Raw genomic sequence first — 18,131 nt, 5'->3', positions numbered from 1 at the left:
CCGGGGGTAATCGTGTTGCCGTCGTGGGGCTGTGGGCGTATCTGATGAGTCTTTCCGGGCTACTTGACCTTGTTCGCGCCGACCCGAAACTGTCCGCCGCTCTGGAAGAGGGCGGCGACGTCTCGCTGATCGCGCCGTCCGCGCTGCGCCCGTTCGGCGTGGCCGCGCTGACCGCGCATGACCAGCGCACCGTGCTCGCCGTCACCGCCACGGGCCGCGAGGCGGAAGACCTCGCCGCCGCGCTGACGAGCCTGATCGAGCCCAACTCCGTGGCCGTGTTCCCGGCCTGGGAGACGCTGCCGCACGAGCGGCTCTCGCCGCGCAGCGACACCGTCGGCCAGCGGCTGGCGGTGCTGCGCAGGCTGGCGCACCCGGTCAAGGGCGACACCGCCGCCGGGCCGCTCAGCGTGATCGTGGCCCCCGTGCGCGCCCTGCTCCAGCCGGTCGTCAAGGGGCTGGGCGATCTGGAGCCGATCCGGCTGCGCGCAGGCGACGACGCCGACCTCGACGTCGTCGTGGACAACCTGGTGAACAACGGCTATCACCGCGTGGACATGGTGGAGAAGCGCGGCGAGGTGGCCGTCAGGGGCGGGCTGCTCGACGTGTTCCCGCCCACCGAGGAGCACCCGCTGCGGCTGGAGTTCTGGGGCGACACGGTCGAGGAGATCCGCTGGTTCAAGGTGGCCGACCAGCGCTCGCTGGAGGCGGCCGAGGACGGGCTGTTCGCGCCGCCGTGCCGGGAGCTGCTGCTGACCGGCGAGGTGCGACAGCGGGCCAGGGAACTGGCCGAGGAGCATCCGGCGCTGGCCGAGGTGCTCGACCAGCTCGCCGAGGGCGTGCCGGTCGAGGGCATGGAGGCGTTCGCGCCCGTGCTGGCGGGCGAGATGGACCTGCTGCTCGACCACCTGCCGATCAGGTCCGCGGTGTTCGTGTGCGACCCCGAGCGGATCAGGGGCAGGGCCGAGGAGCTCGTACGCACCTCGCAGGAGTTCCTCGAAGCCTCCTGGATCAACGCGGCGGCCGGCGGCGAGGCGCCGATCGACCTCGGCGCGGCCGCGTTCCGCACGCTGGAGGAGATCCGCGAGCACGCCGACGCGCTGGGCCAGCCCTGGTGGACGATGGCGCCGTTCGGCGGCGGCGTCGAGCTGGACGCCCAGGACTCCGAGGCCTACCGCGGCGACACCGCCAAGGCGCTGGCCGACATCAAGGGCTGGCTGGCCGACGACAAGGCCGTCGTGCTGCTCAGCGAGGGCCACGGCCCGGCCGAGCGCATGGTCGAGCTGCTCAAGGGCGTCGACGTGCCGGCCAGGCTCCAGCAGTACCTGGACAAGGCGCCCGAGCCGAAGGTCGTGCACGTCACGACCGGCCTGATCGAGCACGGCTTCATCACGCCCAGCCTGGCCGTGCTCACCCACCTCGACCTGGTCGGCCAGAAGGCCTCCACCAAGGACATGCGGCGCCTGCCCTCCCGCCGCCGCAACATGGTCGACCCGCTGCAGCTCAAGGTCGGCGACCACGTGGTGCACGAGCAGCACGGCGTCGGCCGCTACATCGAGATGGTGCAGCGCACCGTGCAGGGCGCCACCCGCGAGTACCTGGTCATCGAGTACGCCAAGGGCGACCGCCTCTACGTGCCCACCGACCAGCTCGACGAGGTCACCCGCTACGTCGGCGGCGAGGCGCCCACCCTCAACCGCATGGGCGGCGCCGACTGGGCCAAGGCCAAGTCGCGGGCCAAGAAGGCCGTCAAGGAGATCGCCGGCGAGCTGATCAGGCTCTACTCCGCCCGCATGGCCTCGCCGGGCCACGCCTTCGGCGCCGACACGCCGTGGCAGCGGGAGATGGAGGACGCCTTCCCCTACGCCGAGACCGGCGACCAGCTCGAAGCCATCGACGAGGTCAAGCGCGACATGGAGCGCGGCGTCCCGATGGACCGGCTGATCTGCGGCGACGTCGGCTACGGCAAGACCGAGATCGCGGTGCGGGCGGCGTTCAAGGCGGTGCAGGACGGCAAGCAGGTCGCGGTGCTGGTGCCCACGACGCTGCTGGTGCAGCAGCACATGTCCACCTTCGCCGAGCGCTTCTCCAGCTTCCCCGTCGAGATCAAGCCGGTCTCCCGGTTCCAGACCGACGGCGAGGTCAAGGGCACCCTCGAAGGGCTGCGCTCCGGCGCGGTGGACGTCGTGATCGGCACCCACCGGCTGCTCAGCCCCGAGGTCAGGTTCAAGGATCTGGGGCTGATCATCATCGACGAGGAGCAGCGCTTCGGCGTCGAGCACAAGGAGGCCATGAAGCACCTGCGCACGCAGGTGGACGTGCTGGCCATGTCGGCCACGCCGATCCCGCGCACCCTGGAGATGGGGCTCACCGGCATCCGCGAGATGTCCACGATCCTCACGCCGCCGGAGGAACGGCATCCGATCCTCACGTTCGTCGGGCCGTACGAGGAGAAGCAGATCGGGGCGGCGATCAGGCGCGAGCTGATGCGTGACGGGCAGATCTTCTTCGTGCACAACCGGGTGGCCTCGATCAACCGGGTCGCCGCGCGGCTGCGCGAGCTGGTGCCCGAGGCGCGCATCGCGGTGGCGCACGGGCAGATGAACGAGCACCAGCTCGAAAAGATCATGGTGGGGTTCTGGGAGCGGGAGTACGACCTGCTCGTCTCCACCACGATCGTCGAGTCGGGCCTCGACGTGCCCAACGCCAACACGCTCATCGTCGACCGGGCCGACAACTACGGCCTGTCGCAGCTCCACCAGCTCCGCGGCCGGGTCGGGCGAGGCAGGGAGCGCGGGTACGCGTACTTCCTCTACCCGCCGGAGAAGCCGCTGACCGAGACCGCGCACGAGCGGCTCGCCACCATCTCGCAGCACACCGAGATGGGCGCCGGCATGTACGTCGCGATGAAGGACCTGGAGATCCGCGGCGCGGGCAACGTGCTGGGCGCCGAGCAGTCCGGCTTCATCGCGGGCGTCGGCTTCGACCTGTACGTCCGGCTCATGGCCGAGGCCGTCCAGGAGCAGAAGGCCAAGCTGTCGGGCGCCGAGGTGCAGGAGGAGCAGCAGGACGTCAAGGTCGAGCTGCCGATCAACGCGCACATCCCGCACGACTACGTGACCTCCGAGCGGCTGCGGCTGGAGGCGTACAAGCGGATCGCCGCCATCGCCTCCGAGACGCACATCGAGGAGGTGCGCGAGGAGCTGACCGACCGCTACGGCAAGCCGCCGAGGGAGGTCGACAACCTCCTGGAGGTCGCCAGGTTCCGGATCAGGGCCCGCGCCGCCGGGCTCACCGACGTCACCCTGCAAGGTCAGAACATCAAGTTCGGCCCGGCCAGGCTCAGGGAGTCGCAGCAGGTACGCCTCGACCGCCTGTACAAGAAGGCGATCTACAAGCAGGCCGCGGAGACCCTGCTGGTGCCGATCCCCAAGACCAAGCCCCTCGGCGGGCAGCCGCTGCGCGACCTCGACCTGCTCAAATGGTGCGGGGACCTGGTCGAGGCGATGTTCCTTGAGCCCGCACGGGTAAGCTAGCGGCGGTTTTCTGGTCGGAAAGGGACGTACGTGAAATCGATACGAGTGGCCGTGGCCGCCGCTGCGGTGGTCGCGGCGCTGACCGCCTGCTCCTCTCCCATGCAGGCCGGGGCCGCGGCCGTGGTCGGGAACGAGCGCATCTCGATGAGCAAGCTGAACGCTGACACGCAGGCCTACCTGGCGGCGCTGAAGAAGGCTCAGCTCGACGAGTCGGCGCTCGGCGTGCCGGCCAACCAGGCCGTGCTGCAGCGCCTGGTCAACGTGAGCGTGTCCAAGCAGCTCATGGACCGCCACAAGGTGCAGGTGAGCGAGACCGAGGTCGACACCGCGCTCAAGGACCCCGGCCAGTTCCAGTCGGCCGAGATCAACCTGCTGGCCAACGGCGTCGCGCCGGGCGACGCCCGCGACTACGCGCGCGCCATGGTCGGCCTGACCAAGCTGCAGCAGCAGTTCGGCGGCCAGGCCGGGCAGGAGAAGCTGATCCAGGAGTTCACCTCCATCAAGCCGGTCTTCAACCCGCGCTTCGGCACACTCAACGCGCAGCGGTCCGAGCAGAACCCGGCCCTGTTCGTCGACACCGGCAGGTTCGGCAAGCTCACGCAGCAGCCCCAGCAGCAGGCGCAGCAGCCGGCCCAGGGCTGACCCGTGCCGCTGATCGTCGTCACCACCTCGCCCAGGGTCGCGCCGGGCCTGCTGAGCCACCAGGCCTGGCAGGCGCTGCGCTCCGGCCCCGTACTGACCGGCTCGGGCTCGCACCCGCAGCTTCCCTACCTGGCCGAGGCCGGGATCGAGGTCGAGGTCGTCGAGCCCGACGCGCGGGCGCTGGCCGTGCGCGCGGCGGGCGAGAGCGTGGTGTGGCTGTCGGAGCAGGACGGCGAGGACTTCATGCGCGCCGTCGGGCACGCCGCCGTCGCGCTCGACGAGCCGCCGCTCATCGAGGTCGTGCCGGGGTCGTACGACCTGCCGGGGGCGCGGGTGCTCGACCTGGTCGCGGTGATGGACCGGCTGCGCACCGAATGCCCGTGGGACCGCAAGCAGACGCACGAGACGCTCGTGCCGTACCTGCTGGAAGAGGCCTACGAGGTGCTCGAGACGATCGAGCAGGGCGACTACCCGGCGCTCCGCGAGGAGCTCGGCGACCTGCTGCTGCAGGTCGTCTTCCACGCGCGGGTCGCCGAGGGCTTCGACATGGACGACGTGGCCGCCGGGATCGTCGAGAAGCTCGTCCGCCGCCATCCCCACGTGTTCGGCTCCGTGCGCGCCGAGAGCGCCGACGAGGTCAACGACAACTGGGAAGCGATCAAGGCCGCCGAGCGGGCGGCCAAGGGCCGCGAGTCGGTGCTCGAAGGCGTCCCGATGGGGCAGCCGGCGCTGTCGCTGGCCGCGCAGCTCATGCGCAGGGCCGAGCGGGCCGGGGCACCGGAGTCGCTGTCGGCCGCCATCGGGCAGGGTGTCGCGCGGGAGCTGTTCGACCTGGTCCGGCGGGCCGCCGAGGCCGGGCTGGACGCGGAGGCGGAGCTGCGGGCCGCGGCGCGCTCCTACCGCGACCGGGTCCGTACGTGGGAGTCCACGACCGGCTGAGGCCGTTACCCAGGGGGACTTTTCGGTGGAGCTGAGACGGCTGCACTCGGGGGAGCCGCGGCACGTGGCGGGCTACCGCCTGCTCGGCGGGCTCGGCGACGGCGGGCAGGGCTCCGTCTTCCTCGCCCGCGACCCCTCGGGCACCCGCGTGGCCGTCAAGATGCTGCACATGCGGCTGCTGGGCAACGCCAAGGCCGAGCGGCGCTTCCTGCGGGAGAGCGCCATCGCGGCGGGCGTCGCCGGGTTCTGCACGGCCAGGGTGCTGGACAGCGGGGTCGTCGAAGGGCGCCCGTACATCGTCAGCGAGTTCATCGACGGGCCCTCACTGCACGACCAGGTCGCGAGCGGCGGGGCGCTGGCCGGGGGCGAGCTGGAACGCCTGGCCGTCGGGACCATCACCGCGCTGACCGCCATCCACGGCGCCGGGATCGTGCACCGCGACTTCAAGCCCAGCAACATCCTGATGGGGCCGGACGGGCCGCGGGTGATCGACTTCGGGATCGCCAAGGGCATGGACGCCTCGACGACGTCCAGCAGCGTGGTCGGGACGCCTGGGTTCATGGCGCCCGAGCAGATCGCGGGGGAGAGCATCACGGCGGCGACGGACGTCTTCAGCTGGGCCTCGACGATGGGGTTCGCGGGGACGGGGGAGCCGTTGTTCGGGCGCGACTCGATCCCGGCCGTGATGCACCGCATCCTGAACGCCGAGCCTGATTTGGACGGGGTGGCTGAGCCGCTGCGGTCGGTGTTACGGGCTTGCCTGGCCAAGGAGGCCGGGGTGCGGCCGACGGCGGACGACGTGCTGATGCGCCTGCTGGGACGCCACGCCGCCACCGCGCCCATGCCGCCCGTCGCTGAGCCCGTCCCGGCGAGCACGGCCCCCATGCCCCCGGTGGGCACGGCACCCCTGCCTGCGGTGGGCACGGCTCCCATGCCCGCGGTCGGCGCCGCCTCTTCGCCTGGGAGCGGCGCGGCCTCTTCGCCTGGGAGCGGCGCGGCACCTTTGCCTGGGGGCGGCACCGCACCCATGCCGCCTGTGGGCACGGCCCCCCTCCCCTTGGTGACTGACCCGCCCTCTTACCTCACCGACGACCATGAGGAGCCGCCGGGCCACGACAGGGCCAAGCGGCTGGCCATCGCGGGCATCGGCACGCTGCTGGCCGCAGGGCTGGCGATCGGCCTGCTGTGGCGGGGCTGGGCGGCGTCCGGCGGCGACGACACGCAGCCGCGCACCTCGGCGACCGCGACGTTCGGGGTCGAGCTGGGCCCCGCGTTCGGCCCGGCCGAGGGCGCGAACATCACGGCGATGGCGATCGGGTACCACCGCGGCACCCCCGTGGTCGCCTATGCCGACCGCAAGGACAACTCGATCAACGTGTGGGACGCCAGGGGCGGCAAGCGGCTGGGCAGGCTGGCCGACCCCGGCGAAGGCCCCGTCCTCTCGCTGGGACTGGCCCTGGTCGGCGGCAAGCAGACCGTTGTCTGGACCGGCGCCGACGGCCGCCTGCGGCGCTGGGAGATCGGCCGGCCGAAGCAGGGCGCCTGGCACAGCGGTTGCGCGTCGGACGCCGTCATGGGCCTGGGCACCTGGCGCGGCCACGCCGTCGCCGTGGTCGGCTGCCCCGACGGCAAGGTCGAGACCATCGACCTGGTCACGGACGACCTCGTCGGCGACGTCCAGAACGTCTCCACGCCCGTCAACGCGGTGGCGTGGCACGAGGGGAACGGCCGGCCGCTCATCGGCACCGACGACGGGGTGCTCGGCGGCGGCCGGCGCGTCATCGCCGAGGGCCGCGTCAGCTCGCTGACCACGCTGGGGAACGACCTGGCCGCCGTCACGTCCGGCACCACCACGGGCCTGTACGACCTGAGCACCGGAGAGCTCGTCCGCTCGCTCGCCACGGGAGGGAAGGCCGTCGGCGGCACCACGGCCGGGGGACGCAGGATGATCGCCGCCGGGGCCGGCGGCGTCAGCGTGTGGAACGCCGACGCCGGCACCCGGCTGGGCCGCCTGCTGGGCGCGGACGCGGAGGTGACGTCACTGGCGGCGGGCGACGGTCTTCTGGTGGCCCAGAGCTCCGGCCGCCTCAAAGCCTGGAGCCTGACGGGCGGCATCTGACGGCGGCACCTCAAGGCCTGGAGCCTGGCGAGCGGCACCTGACCACACCCACCCCGCGCGCAGCCGTACCGATAGGCTCTGATGGCATATCACCTTTCGATTTAGGAGCGCATCCCGTGGCTACCATCGAGGTCGTATACGCTCGCGAGATCCTCGACTCCCGGGGCAACCCCACGGTTGAGGTCGAGGTCGTGCTCGACGACGGCAGCAGCGGCCGCGCGGCCGTGCCGAGCGGAGCGTCCACCGGCCAGTTCGAGGCGGTCGAGCTGCGTGACGGCGGCAAGCGGTACGGCGGCAAGGGCGTGGAGAAGGCCGTTCTCGCCGTGACCGACGAGATCCAAGAGGAGATCAACGGGATCGAGGCCGAGGACCAGCGCATCATTGACCAGATCATGATCGATCTGGACCGCACGCCCAACAAGGCCAAGCTCGGCGCCAACGCCATCCTGGGCGTCTCGCTGGCCGTGGCCAAGGCCGCCGCCGACAGCGCCGACCTGCCGCTGTTCCGCTACCTGGGCGGCCCGAACGCGCACGTGCTCCCCGTACCGATGATGAACATCCTCAACGGCGGCGCCCACGCCGACACGAACGTGGACATCCAGGAGTTCATGATCGCGCCGATCGGCGCGGAGTCGTTCCGCGAGGCGGTGCGCATGGGCACCGAGGTCTACCACGCGCTGAAGGCCGTGCTGAAGGAGAAGGGCTACGCCACGGGCCTGGGCGACGAGGGCGGCTTCGCGCCCAACCTGCCCTCCAACCGCGACGCGCTCGACCTGATCCTGGTCGCGATCGAGAAGGCCGGCTACGTGCCGGGCGAGGACGTGGCGCTGGCGCTCGACGTGGCCGCCTCCGAGTTCCACAAGGACGGCGTCTACACGATCGACGGCAAGGGCCTGTCGGCGCAGGAGCTCATCGCGTTCTACGAGGACCTGGTCGCCAACTACCCGCTCGTCTCCATCGAGGACCCGCTCGACGAGGAGGACTGGGAGGGCTGGAAGGCCATCACCGCCTCGCTCGGCGACAAGGTGCAGCTCGTCGGCGACGACCTGTTCGTGACCAATCCCGAGCGGCTGGAGCGCGGCATCGAGCAGGGCGCGGCCAACGCCCTGCTGGTCAAGGTCAACCAGATCGGCACCCTGTCGGAGACGCTCGACGCGGTCGACCTGGCCCACCGCAGCGGCTACCGCTGCATGATGAGCCACCGCTCCGGCGAGACCGAGGACACGACGATCGCCGACCTCGCGGTGGCGGTCAACTGCGGCCAGATCAAGACCGGCGCGCCGGCCCGTTCCGACCGCGTGGCCAAGTACAACCAGCTTCTGCGCATCGAGGAGCTCCTCGATGACGCCGCCCGCTACGCGGGTCGCGCGGCTTTCCCGCGTTTCCGGCGCTAGTTTCGAGTACGGCTCGCGGCGCCCCGTAATCCGGCCGCGAGCCGTACTTGAGGGGGTGTGCAGCAATTGGCGAAAAGGCCGCAGCTCACCGGGAGGGCCGCCATCCTGGCCGTCGTGGTGTGCGCGATCGCGATGAGCCTGGCCTACCCTGTGCGCGAGTACATCAGCCTGCGCCGCAGCATCTCCGAGCTGCGCGCGGAGAAGGCCAGGGTCGAGGCGGAGAAGCAGGCCTTGCTGGCCCGCGACCGGCAGAGCGACGATCCGAACTGGATCAAGAAGACGGCCAAGGAACGGCTGCACTACTGCGGTCCGGGCGAGAAGTGCTATGTGGTGATGGAGCCCGAGCAGGGCAAGGAACAGACGGCCGTGAAACAGCCGGCCGCGGTGCCGCCATGGTACGAGACGCTCTGGGAGTCGGTGGAGGCCGCCGACAAGGGCACCGGGCGGCGGGCGGTGACAGGGAAGGAAAGTGTTGGACAGTAAGGACGTCAAGGTCGTCGAGAAGCAGCTCGGCCGGCCGCCCAGAGGGCTGCGCGGGGTGGCGCACCGCTGCCCGTGCGGCAACCCCGACGTGGTGGAGACCGCGCCCCGGCTGCCCGACGGCTCGCCCTTCCCGACCCTGTACTACCTGACCTGCCCGAAGGCGGCCTCGGCCATCGGCACGCTGGAGGGCTCGGGCCTGATGCGGGAGATGCAGGCCAGGCTGGCCACCGACCCCGAGCTGGCGGCGGCCTACCGCAAGGCGCACGACGACTACGTCGCCAGGCGCGACGAGGCCGCCGAGCAGGAGGGGCTGGCGCCGCTCCCGCGTGACATGCAGAGCACGGGCGGCATGCCGGAGCGGGTCAAGTGCCTGCACGCGCTCGTGGCGCACGAGCTGGCGGCCCCCGGGGTGAACCCGTTCGGCAGGGAGGCGCTCGACGCCCTCCCCGACTGGTGGAGTGACGGACCATGCGTGTAGCCGCCATCGACTGCGGCACCAACTCCGTACGCCTGCTCATCGCCGACGTCGGCGAGAGCGAGCTGACGGACGTCGAGCGGCGGATGGAGATCGTCCGCCTGGGTGAGGGCGTCGACAGGACGGGCAGGCTCGCGCCTGACGCCCTGGCGCGCACGTTCAAGGCCATGCGCTCCTACCAGGAGCTGATCGAGCGGCACGGCGCCGCCGCCACCCGCGTGGTGGCCACCAGCGCGACGCGCGACGCGGCGAACCGGGACGAGTTCGTGGCGGGCGTGCGCGAGATCTTCGGCGTGGATCCCGAGGTGGTGTCGGGGGCCGAGGAGGCGGAGCTGTCGTTCACGGGCGCGACCAGGGGGCTGCTGCGCCTGTCGCCCGAGACGGAGGTGCCGCAGGGCCCGCTGCCGCCGTACCTGGTGGTGGACATCGGCGGCGGCTCCACCGAGTTCGTGGTCGGCGCCGAGCACGCGCAGGCGGCGCTGTCGGTGGACATCGGCTGCGTCCGCCTGACCGAGCGGCACCTGCGCGACGTGGGCGACCCGGCCCCCGCACAGGCCCTGGAGGCCGTGGTGGCCGACGTCGAGGCGGCGCTCGACCGGGTGGAGGCCGAGGTCCCGGTGCGCGATGCGCACACGCTCGTGGGCCTGGCCGGCTCGGTGACGACGATCGCGGGCATCGCGCTCGACCTGCCGGAATACGACTCCGAACGCATCCACCACTCGCGGATCTCGGCCGAGCAGGTGCACGAGGTGACGCGGCGGCTGCTGGCGATGACCCATGGTGAGCGCGCCGAGGTGCCGGTGATGCATCCGGGCAGGGTTGACGTGATTGGCGCGGGTGCGCTAATTCTTGACCGGATCGTCCGCCGTTTCGCGTTTTCCCAGGTCGTGGTGAGCGAACACGACATCCTCGACGGAATCGCGTGGTCTCTCGCCTCGGCCACCTGAAGAAATCCGGACATTTCCGATCTGCGGGTCGTGTTGAGGGCGCATTCAGTATTGTGATTAGGTAAAGGGGCATTACGGGGGCTTTGCCATATCGCTGTGCGCGAAAGGCGCCGGCGTGGCGACCGTTCCCGAGCGCGTCTCTTCCCTCACGGAATGGAGCACTCTCACATGATGTCTGTTGGGTTAGCACGTAGGGCGGCCGCGTTCGGCGCGTCGGCTGTGGTGCTGGCCGGCCTGTCCGCGGGTCTGATGTCCAGCCCCGCCCAGGCGGCTACCAAGGCGGCGCCCAAGGTCTCGGTGTCCGCGCCGAAGGCCACGCCGGGCGACTATGAAGGTTCCTGCCCGACCAAGGTCAACTTCTCGGCCCAGATCAAGGTGCCCGTCAAGGGCAAGACGGAGCTGGCGTACCGGTGGCTCCACGGCGACGGGTCCAAGAGCAAGGTCAGCGTGATCAAGCTCAAGGGCAAGGGCGTCAAGACGGTGACGGTCAAGCAGGCCATCACCTTCAAGGAGAACGTCAAGGGCTGGGAGGCCGTTCAGGTCCTCGGGCCGAAGAAGGTCACCTCCAAGAAGGGGTACTTCTCCGTCTCCTGCAAGAAGCCGCAGGATGATGTGCGTACGCATCTGGACGTGTCGGTTTCGGCTCGCGCTTGGGCCAGCCCCAGCTCGTACGCCGGCCGGTGCGACACCTACGGTGACAAGATCGACTTCACCGGTGTGATCAAGACCGACCGTCCCTCGTGGGTGCGGTACCGCTGGGTCCTCAACGGCGAAGTGGTCGACTACGGCAAGATCAAGGTCCGCGACGCGCGTAAGGTCGGCTTCGGCATCAACCCGCGTCACAGCCAGCGTGGCTGGGCGCAGCTTCAGGTGCTGAGCCCCGACTCCACGTCCTCGAACCGCGCCTACTACAAGGTCTGGTGCAAGGACGAGCGCAAGGACGACCACCGCGACGACCACAAGTCTCCTGAGGCGCCCGACACCAAGGTGTCCGCGTCCGCTTCGGTGACGAACAGCGCGAGCTGTGCACTCACCTCGACGGGCTCCATCACCTCGACGGGTGCGGGCAAGGTCCGCTACCAATGGTCGCTGAACGGCACTGCGGTCAAGAGTGGCGAGGTCTCTTTCGACGGCAAGGGAACGAAGTCCGTCGACGGCCTTTCCCTCACGCTGACCGGTGACGCGACCAAGGGCGGCACCGTGAAGCTCCTGGTCGTGGGTCCGGGCAACAGCGACGTCGCGAGCCAGTCCTACGCGGCGTGCGAGACTCCTGCCCCCTCGGAGTCCGCGTCGTCGTCGGCCGCCTGAGCGATGTGCAGTTGATCGACTGAACCGGATGGCTCCTTCGGGGCCATCCGGTTTCTTGTTGCCGCTATTACGCTTAGCACAGTAGTATGCTTAGCGTGGACAGTAGCCAACTCCTCAAAGGCGTCCTGGACCTGGCAGTCCTCGCCGTACTCAACGACAGGGACGGCTATGGCTACGACGTAGTCCGCAGGCTCAGGGAAGCCGGCCTGCAGGACGTCGGCGACGCCTCCGTCTACGGCACGCTGCGCCGCCTGTTCAAGGCAGGCGCCCTGACCTCATACGTGGTGCCCTCCGACGAGGGCCCGCACCGCAAGTACTACGGGCTCAACGACGTCGGCAGGGAGATGTACGCCGCCTCGGCCAAGACCTGGGCCGCCTTCTCGGCCACCATGGCAGCCCTGCTCAAGGAGGGACAATCATGACCCCCGCACAGTACGCGCAGGCCGTACGGGATGCTCTGTCCGATCATCCCGAGCGCGAGGAGTTGCTGGAGGACCTCGACGACCACCTGGCGGAGATCGCAGCGGAGGCGGAGTCGCCGCTGGAGGATCGGCTGGGGCCGCCCGGGGTGTACGCCGAGGAGCTGGCCTCCGCCTACGGGGAGCGGCCTGGGGGCGCCGGGAAGCGCCGCGTGGGGCCTCGCGGGTGGATCCTGGGGGTGCATGCCCGGCTGATGGGAAACGGGCCTTATAGGGGCTTCACGTGCTTCCTGCCGGAGTTGCGGCCGGGCTGGTGGGTCTTGCGGGGCTATGTGCTGGCCATGGTGCCGGTGTCCATGACGGGGGAGGCGGCGCTGGTGCCGATGACGCCGCCCGCGTGGGTCGTCGTCGCGGCCGGGATCTGGGCGTCGGTGTGGTTCGGGCGGCGTGGCAGGGGGTGGGTGGTCGCGTCGGCGGCGGTGGCGGCGAACGTGGTGGCGGCGCTGGCGTTGTTCGCGGGCATGGCGGAGGCGGGGCGGGTGACGGCGGCACCTGAGTCCTCGGTCGCCAGTCGCACGTCCGCATCCGAGGCGGCGCCGGAGTCGTTCGCTGTGAGCCGCACGCCCGCGCCGGAGTCGTTCGCTGTGAGCCGCACGCCCGCGCCGGAGTCCGGGCGCTGATCGGGCACCATCGGTGTCATGAGCTTCGTACCTCCTGGCACCGGCTGGCCCGACGACCCCGCGACCCCTGACACCCCGGTCGCGCTGGACCCCGCCGACGTCAGGCGGCTGGCCGCGGAGAGCTGGACCCTGGCGGAGCTGACGGCGCGGCAGTCGGTCTGCCGGGCGTGCCCGCGCCTGGTGGAGTGGCGCGAGGAGGTGGCCGAGGTGAAGCGGCGCATGTTCGCGGACGAGACGTACTGGGGCCGTCCCGTTCCCGGCTGGGGCGCGGAGGAACCGCGGATCCTGCTGGTGGGGCTGGCGCCGGCGGCGCACGGGGGCAACAGGACGGGGCGGATCTTCACGGGCGACCGCAGCGGCGACTGGCTGTTCGCCTCGCTGCACCGTTGCGGGCTGGCGGCGCAGGAGACGAGCACGTACGCGGGCGACGGGCAGGAACTGCTCGGCACGCGGGTGGTGGCGTCGGTGCGGTGCGCGCCGCCCGCGAACAAGCCGCTGCCGGAGGAGAAGGCCGCGTGCTTCCCGTGGATGGCGCGAGAGGTGAGCCTGGTGGCGCCGTACGTGCGGGTGGTCGTGGCGCTCGGCGGGTTCGCCTGGCAGGCGATGTGGCCGGCGCTCAGGGAGGCGGGGTACGCGCTGCCGCGCAGCCGCCCGCCGTTCGGTCACGGGGCGGAGGTCGAGGTCGCGTACGGCGAGCGGCCGGTGACGCTGATCGGCTGCTACCACCCGAGCCAGCAGAACACCTTCACCGGCCGCGTCACCGCCCACATGCTGGACGAGATCTTCGAAAGGGCCAGGTCACTGGCTGTGTGACGCGTCCCACCACGTCTGGATTGGCTTCGCCGACGGCGCTTGACGTAGGCTTGTGAATGCTTTCACAAGCACTCCACGAGGGATGGGGCCTCAGGATGAACCAGCACATCTTGATCGTCGGCGGCGGATACGTCGGCCTTTACACAGCGCTGCGGCTGCAGCGCAAGCTCCACCGTGAGCTGCGCGGCGGCGAAGCCCGCATCACGATCATCGACCCCCAGTCCTACATGACCTACCAGCCGTTCCTGCCGGAGGCGGCGGCGGGCAACCTGTCGCCGCGCCACATGGTGGCCCCGCTGCGCCGGGTGCTGCCCAAGGTGCACATCCTGAACGGCACGGTGACGAAGGTCGACCACGCCGGCCGCACCGTCACCTTCCAGCCCGCCGAGGGCGAGCCGCGGCAGGTGGCCTACGACGTGATCGTCATGGCGGCCGGCTCGATCTCGCGCACGCTGCCCATCCCCGGCCTGACCGACATCGGCATCGGGTTCAAGACCGTCGGCGAGGCCATCGCGCTGCGCAACCGGGTGCTGCACCTGCTCGACGTGGCCGAGTCCACCGACGATCCGGAGGTGCGGCGCAGGGCGCTGACGTTCGTGGTGGTCGGGGCCGGCTTCGCGGGCGTCGAGGCGCTGGCCGAGCTGGAGGACATGGCCAAGGACTCGACGCGCTACTACCGCAACATCAAGCCGTCCGACATCCGCTGGGTGCTGGTGGAGGCCACGAACCGGGTGCTGCCCGAGGTCGGCCCCGAGATGGGCAAGTGGACGCTGGAGCAGCTCCGCGAGCGCGGCATCGACGTCCGGCTCGACACCCGGCTGGAGTCCTGCGAGGGCGGGCACGTGGTGCTGTCGGACGGCGAGGAGTTCGACGCGGAGACGCTCGTGTGGACCGCCGGCGTCAAGCCCAGCCCCGTGGTGAACGACAGCGACCTGCCGCTGGACGAGCGCGGCCGGATCAAGGCCACGGCCATGCTCACCGTGGCGGGCACGCCCGGCGCCTTCACGGCCGGCGACGCCGCCGGGGTGCCGGACGTGACGAACCCCGGGCAGTACTGCGCGCCGAACGCCCAGCACGCGGTGCGCCAGGCCAAGGTGCTGGCCGACAACATCGTCCGCCACCTGCGTGGGCAGGAACTGGTCGAATACCGCCACAAGTATGTCGGATCGGTGGCCGGTCTCGGCCTGCATCAGGGCGTCGCCAATGTCTATGGCGTCAAGCTTCGCGGATTCCCTGCGTGGTTCATGCACCGGACTTACCATCTGTCGCGGGTGCCGACGCTGAACCGCAAGGTCCGTGTCGTCGTCGATTGGACCCTGGCCCTGTTCTTCAAGCGCGAGACGATCTCTCTGGGTGAGATGGAGCACCCGCGTGAGGGCTTCAGGGCCGCGGTGGCGACGACTCGCCGCTAGCCCAGGTACGGCAACGCCCCGGCGAACCTTTGCCGGGGCGTTCTCGGCGCCCCTGGTCGCAAGCGGAAGGGGTACCACGGGTGGGTCTTTCAGCGGTGACCGTGCTCGGCGTCGACCGGCCCGGCGTGATCGCCGCAGTCACCGGTTCGCTCGCCGACTGCGGGGCGAACATCCAGGACTCGACCATGACGTTGCTCGGCGGCCACGTCGCGATGATGCTGCTCGTCTCGGGCGAACTGGACTCCGCGGAGCTCATGAAGCGGCTGGGGGCGCCCGACCTGGTGGTGACGGCCTCGGCCATCGAGGCGCACCGGCACTTCTGCGCGGAGGGCGATGGCCTCGGCTATGTCCTGACCGTGCACGGCCCCGACCGGCCTGGCATCATCTCCGCCATCAGCGCGGTGCTCGCCGCGGACGGCGGCAACATCACCGGCATGAGCACCAGGCTCACCGGCCGCCTCTACGTGCTGATCGCCGACGTGGAGCTGCCCAAGCAGGTGGACGTGGCCGCGCTCATGCGCAGGCTGGCGGCCGTCGGCGCGACCCTCGACTCGGACATCACCTTCCGGCCTGTCGAACCGGACTTGCTGTGACCGGGCCAGGGGGTACGGCCCGCGAGGTGCTCGGCGCCCCGCACCCCCTCCTGTCCGCCGTGGCAGAGCCGGTGGACCCCACCGCCCCCGAAGTGGTCGCCGCCGCGGCCGATCTGCTGGCGACCCTGCGCCGCGCGCCCGCCACGACCGGGCTGGCGGCCCCCCAGATCGGCCTGAGCCTGCGGCTGATCGCCTTTGACGCCCGGCGCCACCCCCGGAGTAGGTCCTGGGCCGGAGAGCTCGTCGTGGCCAATCCACGGCTCGCCAGCGCGGCCCACTGGGACGACGGCCGCGAGGGGTGCGCGTCCATCACCGGACTCACCGCGGACGTACGCCGCGCGACGCGTATCACCGTACATGGGCATTTGCCAGGCACGGGCGAGGCCGTCACCATCGAAGCGGATGCCATCGAGGCTCGGTGCATTCAGCACCAACTCGACCATCTGGACGGTCTACTCTTCTTGGACAGAGTCCCGGGAGTGCTATCACTTCACCGCAGACTTCACACTTGTGACGCCTGATGCGAAGTTGTGCTCCTCGGAAGCATGGTCCGTTTCGTATGATTGCGGCGCCCCCGTAGCCCAATGGCAGAGGCAAACCCCTTAAAAGGGTTGACGTGCGGGTTCGAATCCCGCCGGGGGCACTTGCCAACTTATAGGCAATTTAGGTCTCTGACCTGGAGCTTTACCGCGACCGTCGGATGCCCCCTACCAGGGCACTCGCGGCCGATATCGAGTTGTTATGGAGTTGTCCTGTGATCGGACGCTCACTGCTGGTGAGAGCCGGGTCCCCCGATGCGTGGGCCGCCGTTCGCCCGCTCGAAAACTTTTCGTGCCATGACTGATATTGACAAGTCGCCGGTTTTCTTTCCGTGAATGGCTGACTACGCTTTACAACCGGGTTTTCGTCAGCGGAAAGGCCGGGCGCCCGGCGGAGGCGGTCCGGCGCGCTCCCATGGCCCTGCGGGACGAGCCGTGCGAAGATTTCCGTGTCGCCCGGTGACCTGGGGAACTCGGGGGCGGGCACGTTCGTTGTGATCGGAGCCGAAGTCCCGAATGAACATCGATCTGAGCGTCAGTTGACCAAGGTGCCGGCGAGCCCCGTAGGCTCAGCGGCACAGGAGGCAGCGATGGAGAGCAAGAACCCCGTATTCAGCAGGTCGCGGCAGCAGGCCGCGGCGGGCTGGGCCGGCCCCACCCCGTCCCCCGACCAGCTGCAGAACATGTACGACCAGCCGTCGTACGCACCACCGTCCCGGCCGGCGTACCGGACCATGACGCTTGACGACGTCGTGGTCCGAGGGTTCATGACCCTCGGGGCGCTCGTCCTGGCCGCCGCCGCGGCCTGGTACCTGAACGTCCCGCCCGCGGTGGCCATCGGCGCCGCCGTGGTCGCGCTGGTGCTGGGCCTGATCGCCTCCTTCACGATGAGCACCAACCCGGCGCTCATCCTGGGGTACGCGGTCGCCGAGGGTGTGTTCCTCGGCAAGATCAGCTCCGTTTTCGAGGGCATGGTCAGCGGCATCGTGATGCAGGCGGTGCTGGGCACCGCCTTCGCCTTCGGCGCGGTGCTGGCCGTCTACGCCCTGCGCATCGTCCGGGTGACACCCAAGCTGGTGAAGTTCGTGATCGCCGCGGCGATCGCGGCCGTCGGGCTCATGCTCGTCAACCTGCTCGTCGGCCTGTTCAACGAAGGCGTCGGTGTCGGCCTGCGCACCGACACCCCGCTCGGCTGGATCTTCAGCATCGCGATGATCCTGCTCGGCTGCTTCTTCCTCCTGCTCGACTTCGACTCGATCGAGCAGGGCGTCAAGCAGGGCGCCCCGGCCAAGTTCGCCTGGCAGTGCGCGTTCGGCCTCACGCTGAGCCTGGTGTGGATCTACCTGGAGGTGCTGCGCTTCGTCAGCTACTTCAGCAGTAGCGACTAGTTCAGGAGATCGCGACCCCGTCGCGACCCTGTCGCGACAGAGCTGTGACATCGGAGGGCCTCGCCGTTCAGGCGGGGCCCTCTCGCTCTGCGACCGAAAATCTACCTGCCGTCACAGAATGATGCCGGACTTGGGGCTTGCCATTCGCGTGTCCGTGTTGCAGTGTCGAGCAAAGGACCTTAATCCGCGGAGGTGCCCATGTCCTTGAACCACTCACCGGAGACGCAGACGAAGCTCATCGCAAGGGTCCCGACGATCACGGGACGCGAACTCCCCGAGTGGTTCCAAGCCATCGACAACGGCCCGAGCTTCCTACGGTGCGACGAGCGGGCCAACTGGCTTGCCGACGAGCACGGGCTGACCCACGGCTACGCCGCCGCCATCGTCCACGAGCACGAGCGGCACCGCCGTAACCGCATGGGCTTCATCTAAGCCCAACCATCCCCG

The 18,131-nt window shown here is 70.1% G+C and carries 17 protein-coding genes and 1 tRNA gene; all 18 read left to right on the top strand.

Annotation, left to right across the window (positions count from 1 at the left end; translation table 11 throughout):
- The first annotated feature begins 44 nt into the window (after window positions 1–44).
- Window positions 45–3,533: a transcription-repair coupling factor gene (mfd, locus tag ABD331_RS33400; protein ID WP_344483596.1), complete on the top strand. Its 3,489-nt coding sequence runs from the start codon at window positions 45–47 to the stop codon at window positions 3,531–3,533.
- 30 nt (window positions 3,534–3,563) lie between these two features.
- Window positions 3,564–4,175 (top strand): SurA N-terminal domain-containing protein, encoded by a 612-nt coding sequence (locus ABD331_RS33395; protein ID WP_344483593.1) that lies wholly within the window; start codon window positions 3,564–3,566, stop codon window positions 4,173–4,175.
- Window positions 4,176–4,178: 3 nt separating this feature from the next.
- The gene (locus ABD331_RS33390) at window positions 4,179–5,114 is read left to right on the top strand and encodes a nucleoside triphosphate pyrophosphohydrolase (RefSeq protein WP_344483590.1); all 936 of its coding nucleotides are present in this window, start codon (window positions 4,179–4,181) and stop codon (window positions 5,112–5,114) included.
- 25 nt (window positions 5,115–5,139) lie between these two features.
- Window positions 5,140–7,233 carry a protein kinase domain-containing protein gene (locus tag ABD331_RS33385; RefSeq protein WP_344483587.1) on the top strand — a complete coding sequence of 698 codons (2,094 nt, stop codon included), beginning with the start codon at window positions 5,140–5,142 and terminating at the stop codon, window positions 7,231–7,233.
- A gap of 116 nt (window positions 7,234–7,349) precedes the next feature.
- Window positions 7,350–8,627 (top strand): phosphopyruvate hydratase, encoded by a 1,278-nt coding sequence (gene eno, locus ABD331_RS33380; RefSeq protein WP_344483584.1) that lies wholly within the window; start codon window positions 7,350–7,352, stop codon window positions 8,625–8,627.
- A 66-nt stretch (window positions 8,628–8,693) separates the two neighbouring features.
- Window positions 8,694–9,110 (top strand): FtsB family cell division protein, encoded by a 417-nt coding sequence (locus ABD331_RS33375; protein WP_344483581.1) that lies wholly within the window; start codon window positions 8,694–8,696, stop codon window positions 9,108–9,110.
- Window positions 9,100–9,588 (top strand): DUF501 domain-containing protein, encoded by a 489-nt coding sequence (locus tag ABD331_RS33370; protein ID WP_344483968.1) that lies wholly within the window; start codon window positions 9,100–9,102, stop codon window positions 9,586–9,588. The genes ABD331_RS33375 and ABD331_RS33370 overlap by 11 nt, the downstream gene beginning before the upstream one ends.
- Complete coding sequence (locus tag ABD331_RS33365; RefSeq protein ID WP_344483578.1) at window positions 9,579–10,532, top strand: Ppx/GppA phosphatase family protein; 954 nt, start codon at window positions 9,579–9,581, stop codon at window positions 10,530–10,532. Before ABD331_RS33370 ends, ABD331_RS33365 begins: the two co-directional genes overlap by 10 nt.
- Window positions 10,533–10,703: 171 nt before the next feature.
- Window positions 10,704–11,840: a hypothetical protein gene (locus tag ABD331_RS33360; protein WP_344483575.1), complete on the top strand. Its 1,137-nt coding sequence runs from the start codon at window positions 10,704–10,706 to the stop codon at window positions 11,838–11,840.
- A gap of 95 nt (window positions 11,841–11,935) precedes the next feature.
- Window positions 11,936–12,262 carry a PadR family transcriptional regulator gene (locus ABD331_RS33355; RefSeq protein ID WP_344483572.1) on the top strand — a complete coding sequence of 109 codons (327 nt, stop codon included), beginning with the start codon at window positions 11,936–11,938 and terminating at the stop codon, window positions 12,260–12,262.
- The gene (locus tag ABD331_RS33350) at window positions 12,259–12,939 is read left to right on the top strand and encodes a hypothetical protein (RefSeq protein WP_344483569.1); all 681 of its coding nucleotides are present in this window, start codon (window positions 12,259–12,261) and stop codon (window positions 12,937–12,939) included. The genes ABD331_RS33355 and ABD331_RS33350 overlap by 4 nt, the downstream gene beginning before the upstream one ends.
- An 18-nt stretch (window positions 12,940–12,957) precedes the next feature.
- On the top strand, window positions 12,958–13,752 hold the full coding sequence (locus ABD331_RS33345; protein WP_344483567.1) for a uracil-DNA glycosylase: 795 nt from the start codon (window positions 12,958–12,960) through the stop codon (window positions 13,750–13,752).
- A gap of 95 nt (window positions 13,753–13,847) precedes the next feature.
- Window positions 13,848–15,164 carry an NAD(P)/FAD-dependent oxidoreductase gene (locus tag ABD331_RS33340; RefSeq protein ID WP_344483564.1) on the top strand — a complete coding sequence of 439 codons (1,317 nt, stop codon included), beginning with the start codon at window positions 13,848–13,850 and terminating at the stop codon, window positions 15,162–15,164.
- Between the two features lie 80 nt (window positions 15,165–15,244).
- On the top strand, window positions 15,245–15,757 hold the full coding sequence (locus ABD331_RS33335; protein WP_344483561.1) for a glycine cleavage system transcriptional repressor: 513 nt from the start codon (window positions 15,245–15,247) through the stop codon (window positions 15,755–15,757).
- Window positions 15,754–16,278 (top strand): peptide deformylase, encoded by a 525-nt coding sequence (locus ABD331_RS33330; RefSeq protein WP_148437134.1) that lies wholly within the window; start codon window positions 15,754–15,756, stop codon window positions 16,276–16,278. The genes ABD331_RS33335 and ABD331_RS33330 overlap by 4 nt, the downstream gene beginning before the upstream one ends.
- Window positions 16,279–16,327: 49 nt before the next feature.
- A tRNA-Leu gene (locus ABD331_RS33325) sits at window positions 16,328–16,400 on the top strand.
- 486 nt (window positions 16,401–16,886) lie between these two features.
- Window positions 16,887–17,684 (top strand): Bax inhibitor-1/YccA family protein, encoded by a 798-nt coding sequence (locus ABD331_RS33320; protein WP_344483557.1) that lies wholly within the window; start codon window positions 16,887–16,889, stop codon window positions 17,682–17,684.
- A gap of 198 nt (window positions 17,685–17,882) precedes the next feature.
- Complete coding sequence (locus ABD331_RS33315) at window positions 17,883–18,116, top strand: DUF4287 domain-containing protein (RefSeq protein WP_080045101.1); 234 nt, start codon at window positions 17,883–17,885, stop codon at window positions 18,114–18,116.
- Window positions 18,117–18,131 lie beyond the last annotated feature (15 nt).

It is taken from the genome of Nonomuraea monospora (assembly GCF_039531895.1).
Classification (GTDB): domain Bacteria; phylum Actinomycetota; class Actinomycetes; order Streptosporangiales; family Streptosporangiaceae; genus Nonomuraea; species Nonomuraea monospora.
Note: the sequence above shows the minus strand (reverse complement) of the source record. Positions and strands in the feature narration are given on the sequence as shown.

Bases quoted from the DNA above. Each gene is read 5' to 3' on its own strand.
- ABD331_RS33345 (WP_344483567.1), top strand. From the start codon at position 12,958: ATGAGCTTCGTACCTCCTGGCACCGGCTGGCCCGACGACCCCGCGACC.
- ABD331_RS33340 (WP_344483564.1), top strand. From the start codon at position 13,848: ATGAACCAGCACATCTTGATCGTCGGCGGCGGATACGTCGGCCTTTAC.
- ABD331_RS33350 (WP_344483569.1), top strand. From the start codon at position 12,259: ATGACCCCCGCACAGTACGCGCAGGCCGTACGGGATGCTCTGTCCGAT.
- mfd (WP_344483596.1), top strand. From the start codon at position 45: ATGAGTCTTTCCGGGCTACTTGACCTTGTTCGCGCCGACCCGAAACTG.
- ABD331_RS33365 (WP_344483578.1), top strand. From the start codon at position 9,579: ATGCGTGTAGCCGCCATCGACTGCGGCACCAACTCCGTACGCCTGCTC.
- ABD331_RS33320 (WP_344483557.1), top strand. From the start codon at position 16,887: ATGGAGAGCAAGAACCCCGTATTCAGCAGGTCGCGGCAGCAGGCCGCG.
- ABD331_RS33360 (WP_344483575.1), top strand. From the start codon at position 10,704: ATGTCTGTTGGGTTAGCACGTAGGGCGGCCGCGTTCGGCGCGTCGGCT.
- ABD331_RS33315 (WP_080045101.1), top strand. From the start codon at position 17,883: ATGTCCTTGAACCACTCACCGGAGACGCAGACGAAGCTCATCGCAAGG.